Below are 19,099 nucleotides of genomic sequence, written 5' to 3' on the forward strand. Positions count from 1 at the left end.
GAATTCAAATCCAACCAGTCGAAATCACAAACAGCCATGACAAAAAAATCGTTTAACGCCCTGGTTCTGCGCCAGGACGAGAATGGCACCGTGGCGATGATGGAGCCGCTATCCATTGACGACCTGCCAAGCGGTGACGTGCGCGTTGCAGTCGAATATTCGAACCTCAATTACAAAGATGGGCTCGCCATCACGGGAACGGGCAAGGTCGTACGCAGTTTTCCCATGGTCCCGGGAATCGACTTCGTCGGCACTGTTGAGGAATCAGCGTCGCCACTCTTCAATCCAGGCGACAAGGTCATCCTGACAGGCTGGGGTGTTGGCGAGACATGGTGGGGCGGTTTTGCCGAAAAGGCCTCAGCTAAAAGCGAATGGCTTGTTGCCTTACCTGCGGGAATGACGACTAAACAGGCTATGAGTTACGGAACGGCGGGACTCACTGCGGGGCTCGCAGTCAATGCCCTTGAGGACCACGGAGTCGATCGGAAACGCGAGATACTGGTCACCGGAGCCTCAGGCGGTGTCGGTAGCGTAGCGGTGCTCATGCTGGCGAAGCTTGGCTATCGCGTGGTGGCTTCAACGGGACGCCCTGAGCAGGAAGCGTGGCTCAAGGAACTGGGCGCCGAGAGCATTATCGCCCGCGATGTATTGGCGGCACCGTCCAAACCGCTACTGTCCGAACGCTGGGGCGGCGTGATCGACACGGTTGGAAGTCACACGCTTGCATCTGCGATGGCAGGCGTATGTAGCCGAGGCGCAGTGGCGGTTTGCGGACTTGCGGGAGGCTCTGACCTGCCGACGACCATCCTGCCGTTCATCTTGCGCGGGATAACCGTAATCGGCATCGAATCCGTGCGCTGCCCGCTTGAGGATCGACAGCGCGTCTGGTCCCGTCTGGCCAGCCTGTTTCCGAATGGACTGCCCGAGAGCCTGGTGCAGGAGGTTTCTCTGGCGGACGTGGTATCCCCTGCGAAGTCCATTTTGCAAGGACAGGTGCGTGGCCGCATCGTGGTTCGTGTCACTGAAGAGGTAGCAGCCTGATGACCGCTCCCCGTACGCTGATTCAGAAGGTTTGGGACGCCCATCTCGTCGCGACGATAGGTGATGGCGCGGTATTGCTCTACATCGACCGGCATCTGGTGAACGAGGTCACCAGCCCGCAGGCATTCGAGGGTCTGCGGCAGACTGAGCGCCGCGTGCGCCAACCGGATGCAACCATTGCAGTCGCGGACCACAACGTCCCCACGCAAGGCCGTGCCGGGGGCGTGGCGGCGATCGCCGAACCCGACAGTCGACTACAGGTCGAAACGCTGGAATGGAATGTAGCCGCCTTCAATGTACCTTATGTACCACTACTCAGTCGGCAGCAAGGCATCGTCCATATCATTGGGCCAGAACTGGGCCTGACGCTACCGGGAACCACGATCGTCTGCGGCGACAGCCACACCTCGACGCACGGCGCCTTCGGTGCGCTTGCTTTCGGCATTGGCACATCGGAAGCCGAGCATGTGCTCGCCACTCAGACACTGATCCAGCAGCCGGCCAAATCCATGCTGATCCGCATCGATGGACAGCTCCGTACCGGCGTTTCGGCGAAGGATCTGATCCTCGCAATCATCGGCCGGATCGGCACCGATGGTGCGACGGGTCATATCATCGAATATGCGGGCGAAGCGATCGAGGCGCTCGACATGGCTGGACGCATGACCGTCTGCAACATGTCTATCGAGGCCGGCGCTCGCGCAGGCATGATCGCTCCCGACGAGAAAACCTTCGCCTGGCTGCGAGACCGACCATTAGCACCACAAGGCGCCGCATTCGAAGCAGCCAAAACCTGGTGGCAAACGCTGCACTCCGATCCCGGCGCCTCATTCGACCAGACCATTTCCCTTGATGCCGCCGATGTTGCCCCGATGGTGACCTGGGGCACCAGCCCGGAAGCTGTCACCACCATCGACGGCCAGGTTCCCGACCCGGCGAATTGCACCGACCCTGACCGGCGACGCCAAATGGAAGCGATGCTCGCCTATATGGCATTGACGCCCGGCCTTGCCCTGAAGGGTCTGCCCATCGATGTCGTATTCATCGGGAGCTGCACAAATGGGCGCATTGAGGATCTGCGCGCCGCCGCCGCGGTTGTCGATGGCAGGCAGGTATCTGCGCGCGTGCGTGCACTGGTAGTGCCGGGCTCGGGCAAGGTGAAAGCACAGGCCGAAGCGGAAGGACTCGATCGGCTATTCATTGACGCCGGTTTCGAATGGCGAGATGCCGGATGCTCAATGTGTCTGGGCATGAATCCTGACCGCCTCGCGCCGGGCGAGCGCTGCGCCTCTACCTCCAATCGCAACTTTGAGGGACGACAAGGTCCTGGTGGGCGCACTCACTTGATGTCACCCGCCATGGCGGCCGCAGCGGCAATCGCTGGCCACATCGTCGACGCTCGGGAGTTTTCCTCATGAAACCGTTCCAACACATTGCCGGAGTGGCAGCTGCGCTGCCGCTAACCAATATCGACACAGACAAGATCCTACCCGCCCGCTTTCTCAAGACCATCCGCCGTGAGGGCCTGGCCGACGGATTGTTCGCAGTCCTTCGTGAAGACCCGGCATTCGTCTTGAATCGCAGCCCTTGGCACAGAGCCGAAATCCTCGTGGCGCTGGATAATTTCGGCTGCGGCTCCAGTCGCGAGCATGCGCCCTGGGCACTGCTCGATTTCGGCATTCGCTGCATCATCGCCCCTGGTTTCGCCGATATTTTCTACAACAACTGCTTCAAGAACGGCATCCTGCCGGTCGTACTCCCTCGCGATCAAGTCGATGCCTTGCTCGAGTCAGTCAGTGACCCCAAACTGGCGCGAATCGAGATCGATCTGCCAAAACAGACGGTACAACTCACCGACGGACGCATCTTCTGCTTCTCCATCGACCCCGCGCGCAAGCGCGCCCTGCTCGAAGGTCTGGACGACATCGGCAACACTTTGACTTTCGAAGACAAGATTGCAGCATTCGAAGCGGCGCGCCGAGAGAGTCAACCATGGCTCCCTAGCATCCCTATGGAGCTTTGACGAAACTCAAATCAGGCAACAGGCCGCATCTTGATGAATCGCACCAGATTGATGACGATGGCAAGCGAGGCGCAGATGACGGCCACTACCACGGCAGTGATCGGGCCGTCGGTGCCGGCCACGCTAAAGGCGATCGCCACCAGCGCACCGCCCAAGCTCTGCCCGAAAACTCGCGTTACGGCCTGCAAGCCACCCGCAGCACCACTGCGAATACGTGGCGAGTTTGAAAGAATTGCACGACCATTCGCGGCCTGGAAGAAGGCGAAGCTCAGCCCCGCAACCAACATCCCGATCATGATAAGAAGATTGGGGGAGCCTTGCGGCAAGGCCGCCACCCACGACAAGCCAGCCACCATACCTAATGCCCCGCCCCCACCCAGCAGAGCTGACGAATATCTATCGGAGAACCGGCCAGCGATCGGCGCCACCAGCACGGAACCCAATGGCCACGCCCCCATCAACATACCCACTTCCAGATGCGAACGATTCAGCACTTCCTGGAAGTAGAACGGCAAGGCGACAAAGGCCGACATTTGCGCGGTGAGCGTAAAAATGGCGGCGCCTACAGCATATGCCACCGGCCGAATGCGCAGCAGATCGATGGGCACCAACGGCGCCGGTTGGTGGCGCACACGCCTGTACAGCAGTAGACCGGCGCAGGCCGAAATCGACAACAGACTGAACGCACACAGGAAACTCTCCCCCAGATACCCCACACCACTGACAAACGCACCCAGCGTTAGCATACTGAGCAAGGCACCAACCCCGTCAAACGATGTCTTGGCGCAAGGCACTTCAGGCAGATACCGCAGGCCGAACACGGCCGCGATACCGATCGGCACATTCACAGCAAAGATCCACGGCCACGTGGCTACCGCGAGAATAGCGGCACCCACGGTAGGCCCCAGCACCGACATCACCCCCACGGTGAGCGCATTCCAGCTCAAGCCTCGCCCAAGCTTGTCCAGTGGATAGATATTGCGCGTCAGACCGCCGACCAGACTCATCAGACATGACGCGCCTACGCCTTGAAAAATACGTGCTGCGACGAGTGTGCTCAGCGAGTACGCCAGCGCGCACCCCAGTGATGCCAGCGTGAACAGCACCAGGCCGAAACCGAACATGCGACGGAAGCCAATTCGCTCAGCCAGAGCCGAGAACGGCAACAACAAAACCACCAACGTGAGGTTGTAGGCGTTGATTACCCACACAGCGGAAGCACTGGAGGCGTTCAATTCTGCAGCAATGGTGGGAAGCGCAACGTTGGCGATCATCGCATCCAGCACCGCCAGGCTGATGCCGGCGAGCAAGGTGGCAGCTGCCCATTGCCTACGCGGCGTGGGCAGCCCCTGAAAAGCATCAAGCTCGAAAGCTTCGCGGCTCAGATCTTGTGGAGGATTCGAACTCATGATCTCTTCACCCCACATACCACCGACATTTTAACGCGCACGCCCCAGGTTCATACCGAGGCTTTGCGGCTACGGGCTGGCCGCTTGGTTGCGACTGGCGCCTCGCTTGTAACGTGGGTATCAACCGGAGGCAAAGCATTGCCGAGGTTCATACGATTAAGCGCAAGTTCGAGCGCATCGAACAACAAATTCAATCCGGCAGCGAATGTGGTTAACGCATTGAGTGTTGTATAACTTTCCCGAACGAAATCGACGGCTGGGAACACTTTCGGGTCAAGGGCCGCCAGTTTGGCGTCAAGAAATTCCTTATGCTCCCCCGGCCACCGATGCCGTACGGTTGCATGTGCGTTGCCGATGATGAAATCCACGATCAGATGCGCATACATCGAGGTTCGCGCTGCATCGAATCCCATACCCCGCACAGTCGAGAGCATCTTCTCGAATACAATCACACCGTAATCAGTTTCACCTTCAGCAACTTCCTGGAACAGTCGGTACCGATTGTGCGAAATCACGTAGGCGGCCACGCCTGGATATCTTATATACGCTCGATACATGGCTTCGGCAGTGACTTCGATGTTGTGCCTCCAGCCACCCTGCTCTGGCGGCCAGGACTCCACCAGTTCTTTATAGAACATGTTCATCACGCCAGAAGTGAGCGGATCGCGCCCACCCAAATAATAGTGAATGAGTGCCGGCGTGACACCAAGCTCCTTCGCCACCTTGACGATAGAAACATCTTGCAAGGGAGCCGTTTTCGTCAACTGGAGAGCGACAGTGATGATCGTTTTTTTATCAAGTAAACTGGTATCGGTACCTGTGGGGCGACCACGCCCGCGACCCGTTTTTGCCACGATCGTCTTTGCAGAAACCGCCCGCAACTTTTTGGTTTCAGTCGTCGCCTGACTTTTCGTCTCTTCGGATGTTTTCCGCGCCATAATTAACATACTCCCACCGAATGGCTGATCGTTGCTCCGTCCCAACAGCGCAATCAAACGACCGTGGGAACTCAATATTACACTACGGTTAATTATATTGAGCCATAAATTCACACAACCAGACAGCACTCCTCAGGCTTCACAGCGCCATTCCTTTTTTTAGCTCGCAGTGGTATTTGCCACAGTACTTTCTGTGCTGGACGTCGATCCATTGGCCAGCATGCGCCACATAAAGTCCTTGAAAAGGCTTTCTTCGTCGGCCGTGAAACCGCGCAAGTGCTGAGCCAGCACGCGTCCTATGCCTGCCGGAATTCTCTTCGCGGTGTCCGATCCCGCCTCGGTCAGCTCGATCCTGATTACCCGGCGGTCCTCATTACTGCGCATACGACGCAGCAACCCCTTGGCCTCAAGCCGGTCGAGCGTGCGCGTCATGGCACCGGTATTCACATTATTCAGCAAGGCCAATTCACCGGCAGTAGCGGCACGCCCATTCCAAACCATGATGATCGGGCGCCATTGGCCCGCAGTCAGACCCAGCGGCGCCATTTCCTGGTCCAGCATCCGGTTCAGTGAACTCAAGGCTAGTCTGACCAGGAAGTAGGCATTGTCGCATTGCTTCCAACTGGCATCGCCCAGGTACGGGGCGGATTGATCGGGCGCAAGGGAAAGAAGGGATTCGCTCATACCGACAACCTAACTGCCCGAGCATTTATTATCAATATTATTAATTTAATTTCCCGCAACCTCGCCAGCGTAGAGCAGCCCCTGCGCAGAACGCACATCCAAAAGCCTGCAGGCCTTCAGACCCTCTGCCGGGAGGCATTGACAGAATAAAATTAACTGGCGTATAAATTTATCATAAATCAGTGATCTTCACGTCCTTCGGATGTGGCGAGAATGGTAAGTCGGGCCTTCGCTCGAGGTAAAAAACAAGAAGAGGAACAACTGATTATGGAACCCGTCTTTATCGTTGCAGGTGCGCGTACGGCTATCGGAAGTTTTGGAGGAAGCTTGAAAGATATTCCGCCGGCACGCACCGGGGCGCTGGTGATCGCCGAAGCCATCCGGCGTGCGATGCTGAACCCGAGCGACGTACAACATGTAGTGCTCGGCCAGGTTGTTCAGACCATTCCCCAGGACGCGTTTCTTGCCCGCGTCGCCGCCGTTCACGCCGGCATTCCCGTAGAAGCATCGGCACTGACGCTCAACAGGTTATGCGGATCAGGCGTGCAGGCCATTATTTCAGCCGCACAAATGATCACCCTGGGCGAATGCGACATCGTAGTGGCCGGTGGTGCCGAATCGATGAGCCGCTCACCCCATCATGTGACGGCCGCACGTTTCGGTCAGAAGATGGGCGACATGACCATGACTGATGCGCTCATCGCGATCCTCAGCGACCCCTTTGAAGGCTTTCATATGGGAATCACCGCCGAAAACATTGCGCGGGACTACGGCATCACTCGCCAGGCACAAGACTTCGCTGCCGCCCAAAGCCACAAACGCGCCGCAGCCGCCCAAGCAGGAGGATATTTCACCAGCCAGATCCTGCCTGTCGAGATCAAGGATCGGACAGGTACGCGGCTGTTCGATACCGATGAGCATGTTCGCCAGGACACAACTGTCGACAGTCTTGCAGCCCTTCGCCCCGCATTCAAAAGCGACGGTACTGTGACGGCTGGCAACGCCTCCGGTATCAACGATGGCGCAGCAGCCGTTGTCCTCGCCTCACAACGGGCCGTCGATGCACACAACCTCAAGCCACTGGCAAAGATTCTTGGTTGGGGTCATGCCGGTGTCGAACCTCACCTCATGGGCATCGGACCGGTCAAAGCGGTCCCTATCGCGCTGGCCCGCTCCGGACTCACCCTTGATCAGATCGACGTTATCGAGTGCAACGAAGCATTTTCGGCACAGGCTTGCGCGGTCGCGCAGGTGCTTGGGTTCGATCCGCAGAAGGTCAACCCGAATGGGTCCGGGATCTCACTCGGCCACCCAGTCGGCGCCACTGGGGCAATTCTGACCGTCAAGGCATTATATGAATTGGCACGAACGGGCGGCCGTTATGGTTTGATCACCTTGTGCATCGGCGGTGGTCAGGGTATTGCGATGACGATCGAACGAATGTGAACGATGAGATACCTGCGTCGAGGTATGACGCAGGTTTGCTTGTTCGACACCACTGACTGACAACTTGTGCAGCACGGGTGACGCTGTGTTGTCGAATAATTCGGCACCGCTCTGGAGTAATCATGTCGTACAAACTTCTGTCGTTTGCATCCAAAGAAAACAAGATCAGGGCCGGCCTGTTGATCGGCGACATCGTTCACGACGTCGAGCAGCTCACAGGCAACGCGCACTATGCGACGGTTCTCGGAATCCTCGAAGACTGGGAGCATGCCGAGGCGATCCTTGCCAAAGCCTCAGCCTCGCCCCCCGCCGACGAAGGCGCGCCCCTGGCCTCTGTCACGCTGCATGCGCCGATTCTGTATCCCGGCCAGATTTTTGCCGCCGGAGCAAATTATCAGGATCATATCGACGAGATGGTCAGGCAAGGCGTGGTGGAAGCCGGGCCGAATGCCAAGCAGGCTGGAGAACGACCTTGGCACTTTATCAAAGTCTCACGCAGCGGCGTCGTCGGGCCGGGTGCTGTTCTTCCCCTGCCCTCTCACTCGGCCAAAGTCGACTGGGAAATCGAGCTGGCGGTCGTTATCGGCAAAAAAGCCAGGAATGTGCCGGTTGAAAGCGCCATGGAATATGTTGCCGGTTATACGATCGCCAACGACCTGTCTGCGCGAGATTTTGTTTTCCGTAAGGGAACACCTCCTGATTCGCCGTTTTACCATGACTGGATCGGATCGAAGAACTTCGATGGCGCCTGCCCAATGGGCCCCTGGATCGTCCCTGCCTCCGATATCCCCGACCCCATGAATTTGTCGATGAAACTGTGGGTGGACGAAGTCATCCGACAGGACTCTTCAACACGACACATGATCTTCAACATCGCTGAACAGATCGCGGAGCTCTCTGCGCGTGTGACGCTAAATCCTGGCGATGTAATCATGACTGGAACACCTGACGGTGTCGGAATGGGCTGCAATATTTTTTTGAAACCAGGCCAGCAGTTGCGCCTGTGGATCGAGCACATTGGCGAGTTGCAGCACGGGTTTACCGCTTAATCAATGTCGGCGACGTTTAATTGAGGCGTTCATGGGCGACTGAGGTACTTCAATGGCCTACAGCATGACGCGACGGTGGTTATTCAACCTTGGAAAGGAACAACCAATGACATTCATGCCAGAGCAGATTATCGAAGCCTCCGAAGCCCTGATCCACAGGCGCCCCATCATCGTACGACGACAGGTACGATGGGGTGATTGCGATCCGGCTCAAGTGGTTTATACACCGCGATTTGCGGAGTACGCAGTTTCTGCTGCGGCCTTTTTTTTTGATGACGTGTTCGGCAAAGCTTGCATTGCAAGACGGGCAGACAAGAGCTTTGGGTATCCACTACGCGCTTTGTCCTTCGAGTTCGAGAAAAGTCTGACTCCGCACGAACTCTTCGACATGCACGTGGAAGTTTCGGCCATCCGGTCTCGCACTTTCGAACTGACGATAACCGGGTTACGTCTGAATGGAGAAGTCGCGTTTCGCTGCCTCTTCGTTCCGATCTGCATTGCTGTCGATGAGCGCCGCGCCCTGCTACTCCCGGCCGAAGTCCGGACTGCATTGGAAGAGTACATGGCTGAGTGCTCCGCAACATAAGCAATGCCGGACAAGATGTTCATCAACAGATCGGCCAGCAAAAAAAAGCGCGATTCCCGTATTTTTACGGGAATCGCGCTATTCACCTGGACTCAATGCCCTCTTCGGGCCGCCCGCAATATTTCTGAAGCCGCCAAATCGACAACGCCTGCGCCGTCAACGACCACTCCATAATTCTCGCGAGCGCTATCGACGGTGACGTAACCTTGTCGCACGTCGCGAGCAACCCGTTCAAGATCGCGCTTGAGCGGATCTCCATACCCGCCCCCGCCCGAACTCAACACCCGAAGCGCATCCCCGGCACGCAAGTCCAGGTTCGCCTTCATGACGGCCTGCCTTTCTGCGCCCTGCCACTCGACATAGGTCTCCGGCACTGCAGCGTCTTTGCCGCCAAGGATCCCCCAAGGCGCACATCCGCTGCGCTCGAAATTGAGTTGAACCGAAGTGGGTGCCAGCGTCCTGATCAGCTTCTCTAGCCCGGCACCGCCACGATATTCGCCAGCTCCTCCCGAATCAGGGCGAACCTCATAATGTTCGAAGCGCAAGGGATAGAGCGCCTCAAACGCCTCGATTGGTACATCCAGTGTATCGCCATGGGACATCGTCTTGTACGGACCGGGACCATCATGTCCTGCCGATGCTCCCCAACCTCCGTGATTGCCGGTGATCGCCAGATAGAGTTCGCCGGTCTCCGGATGATGGCCTTCGAAAACATGCGCCCCGAAATTAGCGTGATGCCCTCCCGCGACATGGTGCGGCATCGCCGGAACCATCGCACGCAGGATTGTGTCGATCACCGTTGGAAGAGGAGGACTGTACATGCTCATGGCAGCCTGCCCGTTCGCGCTCAGGAATTTGCCGTCCGGGATGTCCACATGCAACGGGCGGTAACTGCCGTCGTTCGAAGGTTCGTGAGGCGCACAGAGAAACTTGAAGGCTATGCGCGCCGCCGTGGTCGCGCCACCGAAGCGCCCGGAGTTGATTGATCCAGTCACCTGGTCAGCTACGCCGGAGAAATCGACAGTCATTTCATCGCCCGAGACACGCACGACAACCTTTATCTCGACCGGTTTGCCGAAATCATGGCCATCATCGTCGAGAAAGGAGCTCGCCTCGTAAACGCCGTCAGGAATCGCCGTAATCGCCTCGCGCGCGGCCGCCTCCGATCGACTCCAAATTAGGTCGATCGCACTCCGGAATGTTTTCAGCGTATGTTTTTCCACCAGCTCGCGAATCATGTCGCGACCCAGCAGACAGCCAGCGAGTTGCGATTCAATGTCGCCGAGCAGCATTCGTGGAAAGCGACTGTTTGATTCGATGATGCGGTAGACGTCCTCGACGCGTTTACCTTCCGACCATAACTTGATGCTGCGGAACTGAATCCCTTCCTGGAAGATGCTGGTGGTACCGATCGGAGCGGCAGAGCCCACCGCCCAGCCACCAATGTCGAGCCAGTGCATGATGATCGCCATGAACCCGGCGAGCTGGCCATCGTCCATAAAGATTGGTGTGTACATGATCACATTGTTGAGATGCTGGCCTAGCGTCCCGGAATGATTCGAGATGATGACATCGCCCGGTTTGATACCATCCCGACCATGAATAAGCAGGCCATCGCGCACACCCACACCGAGGGCATCGGCAACGAACAACGGAATACCACCGCCTGATTCCGAGATCAGTCGACCTTCCGGGTCCACAATACCGACTGCATAATCCTTGTATTCATAGACAAGCGGGCTGTATGCCGTGCGCGTGATATTCAGCTCAATCTGTTTGGGGATCGACAGCAGACTGTGGCGAATGAATTCCGCCGTTATCGGGTTGATCGACGTAGCGTGGGCAGCACTGGCCGCGTGATCACGCGGAAGCGATTCGGCCTGATTCATAGTGGGCTCCTTCAATTGAAACGGATATGGATTTCACCGAGCTGACCAACCTCAAATCGGTCATCGGGACCAACGACGGTGGTTGAGCCATATTCTTCGATGATCGCGGGACCAGTGGCAGAGAACCCAAGCTGAAGATTTCGACGCTGATAAATTGGCGTGCTGATGCGGCCACCGCGTTCTGCGAAATACACCGATCGCTCGCCACTTGGCTTGGAATTGCCCTCCCCGACCGACGGACTGAGCTCCTCAAGTCGAGGACGCTTGATCGTCGCCGCAGCCGTCAGAACCAGATTGACGATCTGTATCGGCGAATTGACCTCGACATGGCCATAGCGACGTTTATAGATCGTCTCGAACGTCTCGCGAACGCTTGCCGTATCGGGATCGGTACCCACTGGAACGCGCACGGAGTGTTTCTGCCCCTTGAAGCTAAGCTCGACCTGACGTTCGAAGCGGATGCTGGAGACGCCAAGATCACGCGTCATGTCGCCACCGACCCGTTGTTCCATTTCCTCAAAGCCTGCAGTGAACAAAGGAACGGCGTCCTGATCGAGGGCTTTGAGGAACGTGCGCGTGTCATCGACTCGAGCATCGGCGAGGATCATACCCAGTGCAGAAAAATTACCCGGCTCCGGTGGAATGATCAGATGCGGTACGCCCAACTCCCGAGCAAGAGCAGCGGTATGCAGTGGCCCACCGCCGCCAAAGGCAATCATCGACAGATCGCGCGTATCGATACCGCGCTCGACGGTAATCTGCTTGATGGCAGACGCCATCGTCAGTGCCCCCAGAGACAATATCCCTTGTGCGGTTTCATCCGTTCCAGCGTCGCCGGAAAAACCCAGCGCGGCGGCGACTTTCTCAATCGCATGTCGCGCCCCCGCCTCGTCGAGCGTCATCTCACCCCCCAGGAACGACGATGCGGCAATTCGACCGAGCACCAGGTTGGCGTCAGTTATCGTCGGCTCGACGCCGCCGCGCCCATAGCATACGGGCCCCGGGGTAGAGCCGGCGCTGCGTGGGCCGACATGCATGCCGCCATGGCGATCGACGGACGCAATCGAACCGCCGCCGGTACCCACTTCAACGATGTCCAGGACACCGCCACGGACCGGAAATCCTCGCTCGTAGCCACCCACGTAATACGGCGACTTGACCTCAAAGCGCCCATTTTCGAGCAGCGCACACTTCGCGGTGGTTCCTCCCATGTCAAACGCGATGACCCTTTCCAGCCCCAACGCCTCAGCGTATACACCCGCCCCGATGCACCCTCCGACCGGCCCCGACTCGACCAGCATCACCGGCTGCTGCTGAGCACGCTCGGCCGAGAAAACACCCCCGTTCGATGCCATCAGGAAGAAGCTGTCTTTGAAGCCTTCCGATGCCAGTCGCTCATTCAGACGCTCGACATAGTCTTCAAGCTTCGGCCCGACATAAGCATTGGCCACAACGGTAGAGGTTCGCTCGTACTCGTACCACTCGCGGCTCAATTCGGTGCCGGCGCTGACATAGATGCCGGGGAGAAACTTGCGTAGCTGCTCGACGGCAATGCATTCGTGCTCGTCATTGATGTAGGAGTTGAGAAAGGATACGGCAACAGATTCGACGCCGAGCTCGCGCAGACAAGTCGCGAGGCTTTCGAGCTCCACAAGGTCAAGCGGTTGCAGGATCTCGCCTTCAGCCGACATGCGCTCGCCGATACCGAAACGAAGATCGCGCCCGATCAAAGACGCTTCGCGTGCAAAACGCAGGTCGAAAGGAACTGGTCTGTTACCCCGGCCCAGCTCCATGACGTCACGAAAGCCCTTGGTCGTCACCAGGGCAGTCTTGGCACCGTCACGTTGCACAAACGTGTTGATCACCAAGGTCGTACCGAACTTGACAGTTTCGGCCTTGGCAAGATCAATCCCGGCCTTCGTCACGCAGCTCATCAGCCCTTCCACCAGATCACCATAATTGGTGAGGCTCTTGGTGTAGATGACGCGGCCACTCTCGCTGTCGTAAGCAGCCAGATCGGTAAATGTTCCCCCCGTGTCGGCGGCCAATATATAACTCATTTCGCTTCTCCCTTATTGTTATGGCGAGCGTTTGTCACGCCAGCCGACAGGCACGCGAGAAGCCCCGCGCACAGACTTTTCAGACTTGAGTCCAAGCGCGATCCCGCCCGGCATCTGCAGATGATTTGTCGTAGTTCCGAATAGGCGATGGTCATCGCTGATCGCTCACTTTCTCGAGAAATGCTGAATCAACCAGGCGTATACAGGCACGCTCCTGCGCGATAGTGCCGCGCCGTGCCAATCGCCTGAGTTGTGTGCTGATGGTCATCCGGGTCTTGCCCGCGAACTGCGCCAAACGCGCCTGGCTAACGTGAACATAGCCGTTGTCGTCAGCAAGCTTGAGCAGCAGCGCAGCGGTTTGTGCCGCGCTGGTAGCAAAGGCACCACGCTCGATGTCGCGCAACAAAGTCGCGGTCTTGCGGCTGATAACGTGCAAGAGTGCCGGTATCAGGTCCGGGTGGGCGCGTATCGCAGCGATAAGACTGGAAGGCGATATCTCGCCAACCCTGCAATTGGAGTCCGCTATGCAGACCAGGTCGCTGTCAAACCGGGTGCGCCCAATAGCGGTTTGTTCACCGATGAGGCTGCCCGGACCGAGATACCCCAGAAGATGCTCACGCCCATCACGACCGCGTAACGTTGAACGGGCGCACCCCTCAAGGATAATGATGATGACCGGTTCGCCATCCTTGCCTGTGGTTGGGATCGGCATACCTTCTGCGACCTCGTGCCGACGGGCAATCGGGATCTGGCGCAGCCATTCGGGGGAAACCACCCCCTCATTGCCATGCCCATCCATGACAGGCGTCGCCATCTCCTCAGACCAACGCGCCGGATTAGCCATGGACTGCCTCGCTCGATATCGCCCAAAGCCGTTGCGCCGCATCGAGGTCTTGCGCATGCGGTCCAACCCCGGACGGCGGCGACAATGCTGGAGCGCCAGCGATAGCACAATTTTCAAGGTAAAGTCCGCCGCGCCCCTCCAACTCCGGCGCAAGGGCCGCCCAGATCGTCGTCGCTGCGCCTTGTTGTGGCGTCTTCTGCATGGATCCCACGCGTGCCATCAAATCCGCCTCGGCTTTTTCATCCATATCTTTGAACAAGCCGGTTCGGATGACACCTGGCATCACCGACCAGGAATTGATACCACGCGATTCGTAGCGATCGCTGATAGCAACGGCCGCCAAGGCCGTCGCCGTCTTGCTACGCCCGTAGGCTGCTGTTGGATCATAGGGTTGGGACAGGAAATTCCAGTCGTCGAAGTCGAACGGCCAGCGCAGATGTGCGCCCGACGAGAGCTGAATGACTCGCGAAGGTGCTCCAAGCTCAAGATTGGGACGCAGCAGCTGGAACAGCAGAAAATGGCCGAGATGATTGATCCCGATGTTCATTTCAAAACCGTCCGCTGTCCGCGCCAGCGGCCCGGCCATAATCCCTGCGTTGTTGATTAGAAGATTCAACGGGCGGTCGCCCCACGCGGATGCGAAAGCACGAACGGACACCAGATCTGCCAGATCGAGAAGCCCGGTGCTAACCGCCTCCCGGCCTAACTCGGAATTGATGGTCGCCGCTGCGAACTCACCCGCTGCCGGGTTGCGCACGGCGATCATCACGTCCGCGCCGACACTGGCCAAGGCCCTTACTGTTTCGATGCCGATGCCTGCCGCACCACCCGTGACAATCGCAACAACGCCTGAAAGGTCACGACCACGCACGACATCTGCCGCTGTCGAACTGGCTCCGAACACTGCATTCGATACCATCCCATTCACCTTCTTATTTTTATTCAGATATGGCGTAACGTTGACCCATGGCTCATGGCATGTCTCAACATGAACAATATTTACTACCCTGTCAATTTATGTGCGAAAATTAATTTTGTCAATTACGTCCCTCGCGCAGGAAAATGACCCATGCACAGCTACCCGCTCAAGTCGCAATGGCTCGACCGGTTCTCAATTGATACCGTGAAACAATATCGACCCGACTGCCAGATAACCTTGCCTGAAAAGGACCAGGCCTTAGGCATCATCGAAGGTTCAGTTCAGGTAGCTATGCTCTCGTCGGACGGCCGGCTTCGCTCGCTGATGGTGTTGCACACGGGTGGCCTCTTTGGCGAACAATCTGCCTTGGGCGGGATCAGCATCACGACAAACCTCGTTGCTGTCGCGCTGACGAAGTGCACGATCGGCTATATTTCAGGGTCCAGCATCATTGCAGCGGTCAACCGTGATCCATCACTGATCCTGGAGCTCATGCAACACAGTGCAGAAAACACCTCGCTTCTTTTGAGAGAGCTTGAACGGATTGCATTCAGCGACTCCCTCACTCTCATTGCGATAATTCTGATGGAGCACAGCGATCACAACGGCACCGTCCCCCTCAGCCAGGAAAGACTGGCGCAGATCGCCGGCAAAACTCGCGTCACTGTCGCCTCGGCCTTGCATCGACTGCAGGAAATGCAGGTCATTGGACTCGAGCGCTCTCGTATCCTGGTCATTGATCAGCAGTCGCTACACCGGCTTACCCTTGGCCACGGCGAGTCGAAGCCGGGCCGGCCGATAGTAAAGACGTATGCAGACAGGACAGACACGCAGCCACGAGGATGACACCTGCCCGGAGGGAGATGATGGTAGCGATCCAATGCAATCCACCGCCTTTCGGTTTGTCGACCCGGTGTACCCAGGCTCAACCGCGGGAACGCCTCTCATAGTGAGGATCATCACATGCCTACGCGCTCAATCAAGATTGACAATGCTGACTACCTATTCACGATGGACCCCCAACGCCGCATCATTCGTGGAGGTTCCATCCTCATAGAGGGAAGCCGAATCACGCGAGTGGGAACCAAAGCCGAGCTGGCCGACGCCACCGCGGAACGGGTCATCGATGCTCGCGGCAGGATCGTAACGCCCGGCTTCGTCAATGCGCATGACCATTTGTATCCACAGATCATGCGCGGATTGTTTCTCGACGAATTGACATCCACCTATGTCGAAGAATCGTGCGCAGTGCGTAATGTGATGTCTGAAGATGAGGAATACATCGCCACGCTAGCCAGCCTGACCGAACACCTCAAAAATGGCACCACCACCATCCTGAACCCGAGCGATTCGCAACGACATGAAACAGCCTTTCAGGCATATGAAGCGGCTGGTGCACGGGTCATCATGGGGCGCAACGTTACAGATACCGCGAACGAGATCCATATCAACGTCCAGTCCACGCCGGATGCGCTCGCCGAGCTGAAAAAGATCATCAAAACCTACCACGGTCGCTGCGACGGTCGGGTCAGTGCCTGGGTGATGCTGGCCTATGCATCATCCGACTGCTCACCTGAGTTCGCCACGGCGGCAAAAAAGATTGCCGACGATTATGGCGTCGGAATGACCTTCCACCAGTCTGCACGACCGCGCCATATCCAGAGAGCCTTGCGCGACCACAATATGCGGCCCATCCAGTATCTTGAGAAGCTTGGCGTTGTCGGCCCCAATGTGGTGTTGGGCCATGGCATTCTGCTGGATCAGGCTGAAATCGATATTCTTGCCCGCACGCAGACCCGCGTGGTCATGTGCCCGACAACGTCGCTGCGCTGCGGTTATGGCACAACCCAGCATGGCAAACTACCCGAGATGCTCAAACAGGGCGTGGTGGTAGGCTTGGGCACCGACAGTGCCGATTTCGGCTCGGTGGATATGATGCGCGTGATGTGTCTGACAGCCGGTATCTATAAGGATGCGCGCGAAAGCACCTCGATGATTCATGCGGAAACCGCGCTTGAAATGGCAACCATCCAGGGCGCCAAGGCAATCGGTCTTGATCACGAAATTGGTTCCCTTGAAGCAGGGAAGAAAGCCGATATTGTCATCCTCAACACCCACTCACTGGAGTGGCAACCACTGATCAATCCGATCAATTCGTTGGTGTACAACGCAGACGGTCGTAGCGTCGAAACGGTGATTGTCGATGGCCAGATCAAGATCGAGAACGGATCACCGACGTTCATCTCCGAAGACAAGCTCATCTATGATCTTCGCGCTGCGGCAGAGCAGCTCGTCGCACGCTCAGGTCATAAAGTCCCCTCACGTTGGCCGTTCGTGTAGCACTGGGAGACATAATCGATAACGGGCGGTAGTGCCGGAACCAGGCAACAGGTCCTGGCACTGCCCCCCTACCTCAGCTCAACAAGCCTGTCCAAAACTATCTGCGCGACTGCGCGTGGCACTAACGCCGATCATCACGATATCGACGCTGCAAGCCAAAAGAGGATACACACTGCCCTGCGCTGGGAGCGGCCACTAAAGCGTTATTCGGCCGGCACCCAGCGCAATTAACAAGACGTCAGACCATATCGCCGAAGGCGAAGAAGTCGTCGGTCAGATTGCCAGGGTAGTATTCGATTTCCCACCAGTTATGGTCGAGATCCTGAAAGAAGAAACTGTAGGCACCCCAGACCTGTTCCATGGGCTCAACAGTCTCGCGGATTCCGTACTTGTCCTTCAGTTCAAGACAGGCACGATAGGCGTGATCGACCTCCTCCTTGGTTTCAACCTGAATACCCCAGTGATTGGCCAAGCCCATCGGGCGAATTTCTTCACCCAGCGCGAGCACGACCACGTGAAACCGTACGCCGATAGTGAAAATCACGCTTTCGGGTGAGATTCTGACGCAGCTCAGCCCAAGAAACTCTTCGTAAAACTGGCGGCTCTTTTCAATATCGTAACTTTCAGCGGTGCCATGGGTGAGAAGCATCGATTTGATGACCGGATTGGCCACCGATGTCTTTTCCCAGGTTGGCGTCTCTGCGTTTGCGTTCATGGCATTTCCTCGGCTGTTGTTGTAATGGTTGGAAAGCGCTCTCAGCTTGCCGCGACGCTTTCACTCTCGACAAAATCGGCTTGCGTGAGAAACAGGTCGGCAAAGAACTCGTCCCCCGGCAGCCCACACATTTCAACGAAATCGCGGCGGGCAGAATTGACCATGATTGGCGCCCCACAGGCATAAACCTGCATGGATGACAGATCAGGGTAATCGGCTATAACCGCCTGATGAACAAAGCCGGTTCGCCCCTGCCAGGCATCTTGCGGAGCAGGATCGGACAGGACCGGAATGAAGTGGAAACGTTCGTGCTGAGCATCCCATTGCGTGGGCTCATCAGCCAAATACAGATCCGCCCTGGTTCGCCCGCCCCAATAGAGATGGATGTCACGGTTCGGCATTGCCTCGAAGGCATATTGGAGCATCGAACGAATGGGGGCATAACCAGTACCACTGGCCACGAGAATAATGGGTTTATCACTGTCTTCGCGCAGGAAGAATGTGCCCAGCGGCCCACAGATGGTGAGCAGCTCGCGCGCCTTCATATCGCTGAATACATGATCGCTGAAGAGCCCACCGGGACTGTGCCGGATATGCAACTCCAACTCCCAGTTCCCCTCCGCCCGCGCCGCGCTCGCCAACGAATAGCTACGACGAGCGCCATCGGGAAGCAGGATATCGACATACTGCCCGCCATTGAATTGAAGGCCCTTGCGAGGCGGCAGTCGCAACGAAACGATCATCACATCAGGGGCGGCCAGGCGCATGTCAGCCACCAGCGCCTTAGCGATATCAGACTTGGCAACTACCGGTAAAGGCTTCGCTTCAACCACCACGTCAGTGACGGGCATTGACTGGCATAGCAGCGCATAACCGGCGGCAAGATCTTCAGCAGACAGCGACGAGTGCTTGTGCAACACCTTGCCCTCAGTCACCCGAGCGCGGCACGTACGACAAACACCCTTCTTGCAACTATAGGGCAAGCCTATCCCCGCAGCGGCGGCGGCCGCATGGATGGTCTGTCCTTCATCCACGGGAAAGGAGAGTTCACTGGGCATCAAACGCACTGAGAAACTCATTTGACACCCTCCAGCGCGGTGATGAGGCAGACAAGTTCAACGCGTGTAACAGGCTCATGCACTGCCACGCGGCCCTT

General features: G+C 57.4%; 17 protein-coding genes. 8 read left to right on the plus strand and 9 right to left on the minus strand.

Translation table 11 applies throughout. The features are described from left to right. Positions 1–36 precede the first annotated feature (36 nt). The 3 genes from KGB18_RS09920 to leuD are packed head-to-tail and all read left to right on the plus strand — an operon-like array spanning position 37 to position 3,064. The gene (locus tag KGB18_RS09920; protein ID WP_223569910.1) at positions 37–1,041 is read left to right on the plus strand and encodes an MDR family oxidoreductase; all 1,005 of its coding nucleotides are present in this window, start codon (positions 37–39) and stop codon (positions 1,039–1,041) included. Continuing rightward, positions 1,041–2,459, plus strand: coding sequence for a 3-isopropylmalate dehydratase large subunit (leuC, locus tag KGB18_RS09925; RefSeq protein ID WP_223569758.1), 1,419 nt, complete (start codon positions 1,041–1,043; stop codon positions 2,457–2,459). The genes KGB18_RS09920 and leuC overlap by 1 nt, the downstream gene beginning before the upstream one ends. Beyond that, a complete protein-coding gene (leuD, locus tag KGB18_RS09930; RefSeq protein WP_223569759.1) occupies positions 2,456–3,064 on the plus strand; it encodes a 3-isopropylmalate dehydratase small subunit in 609 nt (202 codons plus the stop codon). Before leuC ends, leuD begins: the two co-directional genes overlap by 4 nt. Before the next feature lie 11 nt (positions 3,065–3,075). Here the strand turns inward: leuD and KGB18_RS09935 are convergent, their stop codons facing one another. The 3 genes from KGB18_RS09935 to KGB18_RS09945 form a co-directional block, all read right to left on the minus strand. Next, positions 3,076–4,473: an MFS transporter gene (locus KGB18_RS09935; protein WP_223569760.1), complete on the minus strand. Its 1,398-nt coding sequence runs from the start codon at positions 4,471–4,473 to the stop codon at positions 3,076–3,078. A gap of 50 nt (positions 4,474–4,523) precedes the next feature. Continuing rightward, positions 4,524–5,420 carry a TetR/AcrR family transcriptional regulator C-terminal domain-containing protein gene (locus tag KGB18_RS09940; RefSeq protein ID WP_223569761.1) on the minus strand — a complete coding sequence of 299 codons (897 nt, stop codon included), beginning with the start codon at positions 5,418–5,420 and terminating at the stop codon, positions 4,524–4,526. Positions 5,421–5,570: 150 nt separating this feature from the next. After that, positions 5,571–6,095: a MarR family winged helix-turn-helix transcriptional regulator gene (locus KGB18_RS09945; RefSeq protein WP_223569762.1), complete on the minus strand. Its 525-nt coding sequence runs from the start codon at positions 6,093–6,095 to the stop codon at positions 5,571–5,573. A 267-nt stretch (positions 6,096–6,362) separates the two neighbouring features. Here KGB18_RS09945 and bktB point away from each other — a divergent pair, with 267 nt between their 5' ends. From bktB to KGB18_RS09960, 3 genes are all read left to right on the plus strand, one after another. After that, positions 6,363–7,541, plus strand: a complete 1,179-nt coding sequence (gene bktB, locus KGB18_RS09950; RefSeq protein WP_223569763.1) for a beta-ketothiolase BktB — start codon at positions 6,363–6,365, stop codon at positions 7,539–7,541. Between the two features lie 122 nt (positions 7,542–7,663). After that, entirely contained in the window at positions 7,664–8,590 is a 927-nt protein-coding gene (locus tag KGB18_RS09955) for a fumarylacetoacetate hydrolase family protein (protein ID WP_223569764.1), read from the plus strand. Between the two features lie 106 nt (positions 8,591–8,696). Continuing rightward, positions 8,697–9,176, plus strand: coding sequence for an acyl-CoA thioesterase (locus KGB18_RS09960; RefSeq protein ID WP_223569765.1), 480 nt, complete (start codon positions 8,697–8,699; stop codon positions 9,174–9,176). Between the two features lie 92 nt (positions 9,177–9,268). On the opposite strand, the gene KGB18_RS09965 is transcribed toward KGB18_RS09960, so the two are convergent. The 4 genes from KGB18_RS09965 to KGB18_RS09980 form a co-directional block, all read right to left on the minus strand. Further along, on the minus strand, positions 9,269–11,065 hold the full coding sequence (locus tag KGB18_RS09965; protein WP_223569766.1) for a hydantoinase B/oxoprolinase family protein: 1,797 nt from the start codon (positions 11,063–11,065) through the stop codon (positions 9,269–9,271). A gap of 11 nt (positions 11,066–11,076) precedes the next feature. After that, the gene (locus tag KGB18_RS09970; RefSeq protein WP_223569767.1) at positions 11,077–13,125 is read right to left on the minus strand and encodes a hydantoinase/oxoprolinase family protein; all 2,049 of its coding nucleotides are present in this window, start codon (positions 13,123–13,125) and stop codon (positions 11,077–11,079) included. Between the two features lie 151 nt (positions 13,126–13,276). Continuing rightward, the gene (locus KGB18_RS09975) at positions 13,277–13,969 is read right to left on the minus strand and encodes a Crp/Fnr family transcriptional regulator (RefSeq protein ID WP_223569768.1); all 693 of its coding nucleotides are present in this window, start codon (positions 13,967–13,969) and stop codon (positions 13,277–13,279) included. After that, positions 13,962–14,888 (minus strand): SDR family NAD(P)-dependent oxidoreductase, encoded by a 927-nt coding sequence (locus KGB18_RS09980; protein ID WP_223569769.1) that lies wholly within the window; start codon positions 14,886–14,888, stop codon positions 13,962–13,964. The genes KGB18_RS09975 and KGB18_RS09980 overlap by 8 nt, the downstream gene beginning before the upstream one ends. Before the next feature lie 150 nt (positions 14,889–15,038). Here KGB18_RS09980 and KGB18_RS09985 point away from each other — a divergent pair, with 150 nt between their 5' ends. Beyond that, positions 15,039–15,734: a Crp/Fnr family transcriptional regulator gene (locus KGB18_RS09985; RefSeq protein WP_223569770.1), complete on the plus strand. Its 696-nt coding sequence runs from the start codon at positions 15,039–15,041 to the stop codon at positions 15,732–15,734. 117 nt (positions 15,735–15,851) lie between these two features. Continuing rightward, a complete protein-coding gene (locus KGB18_RS09990; RefSeq protein ID WP_223569771.1) occupies positions 15,852–17,228 on the plus strand; it encodes an amidohydrolase family protein in 1,377 nt (458 codons plus the stop codon). Between the two features lie 238 nt (positions 17,229–17,466). On the opposite strand, the gene KGB18_RS09995 is transcribed toward KGB18_RS09990, so the two are convergent. Together KGB18_RS09995 and KGB18_RS10000 are read right to left on the minus strand one after the other, a co-directional pair. Next, entirely contained in the window at positions 17,467–17,943 is a 477-nt protein-coding gene (locus tag KGB18_RS09995) for a VOC family protein (RefSeq protein ID WP_223569772.1), read from the minus strand. A 41-nt stretch (positions 17,944–17,984) separates the two neighbouring features. Beyond that, positions 17,985–19,022, minus strand: a complete 1,038-nt coding sequence (locus KGB18_RS10000) for a CDP-6-deoxy-delta-3,4-glucoseen reductase (protein WP_223569773.1) — start codon at positions 19,020–19,022, stop codon at positions 17,985–17,987. Between the last annotated feature and the right edge of the window lie 77 nt (positions 19,023–19,099).

Origin of the sequence: Pseudomonas sp. BF-R-26 (assembly GCF_019947395.1) — a bacterium.
In the GTDB taxonomy this organism is placed as follows: domain Bacteria; phylum Pseudomonadota; class Gammaproteobacteria; order Pseudomonadales; family Pseudomonadaceae; genus Aquipseudomonas; species Aquipseudomonas farris.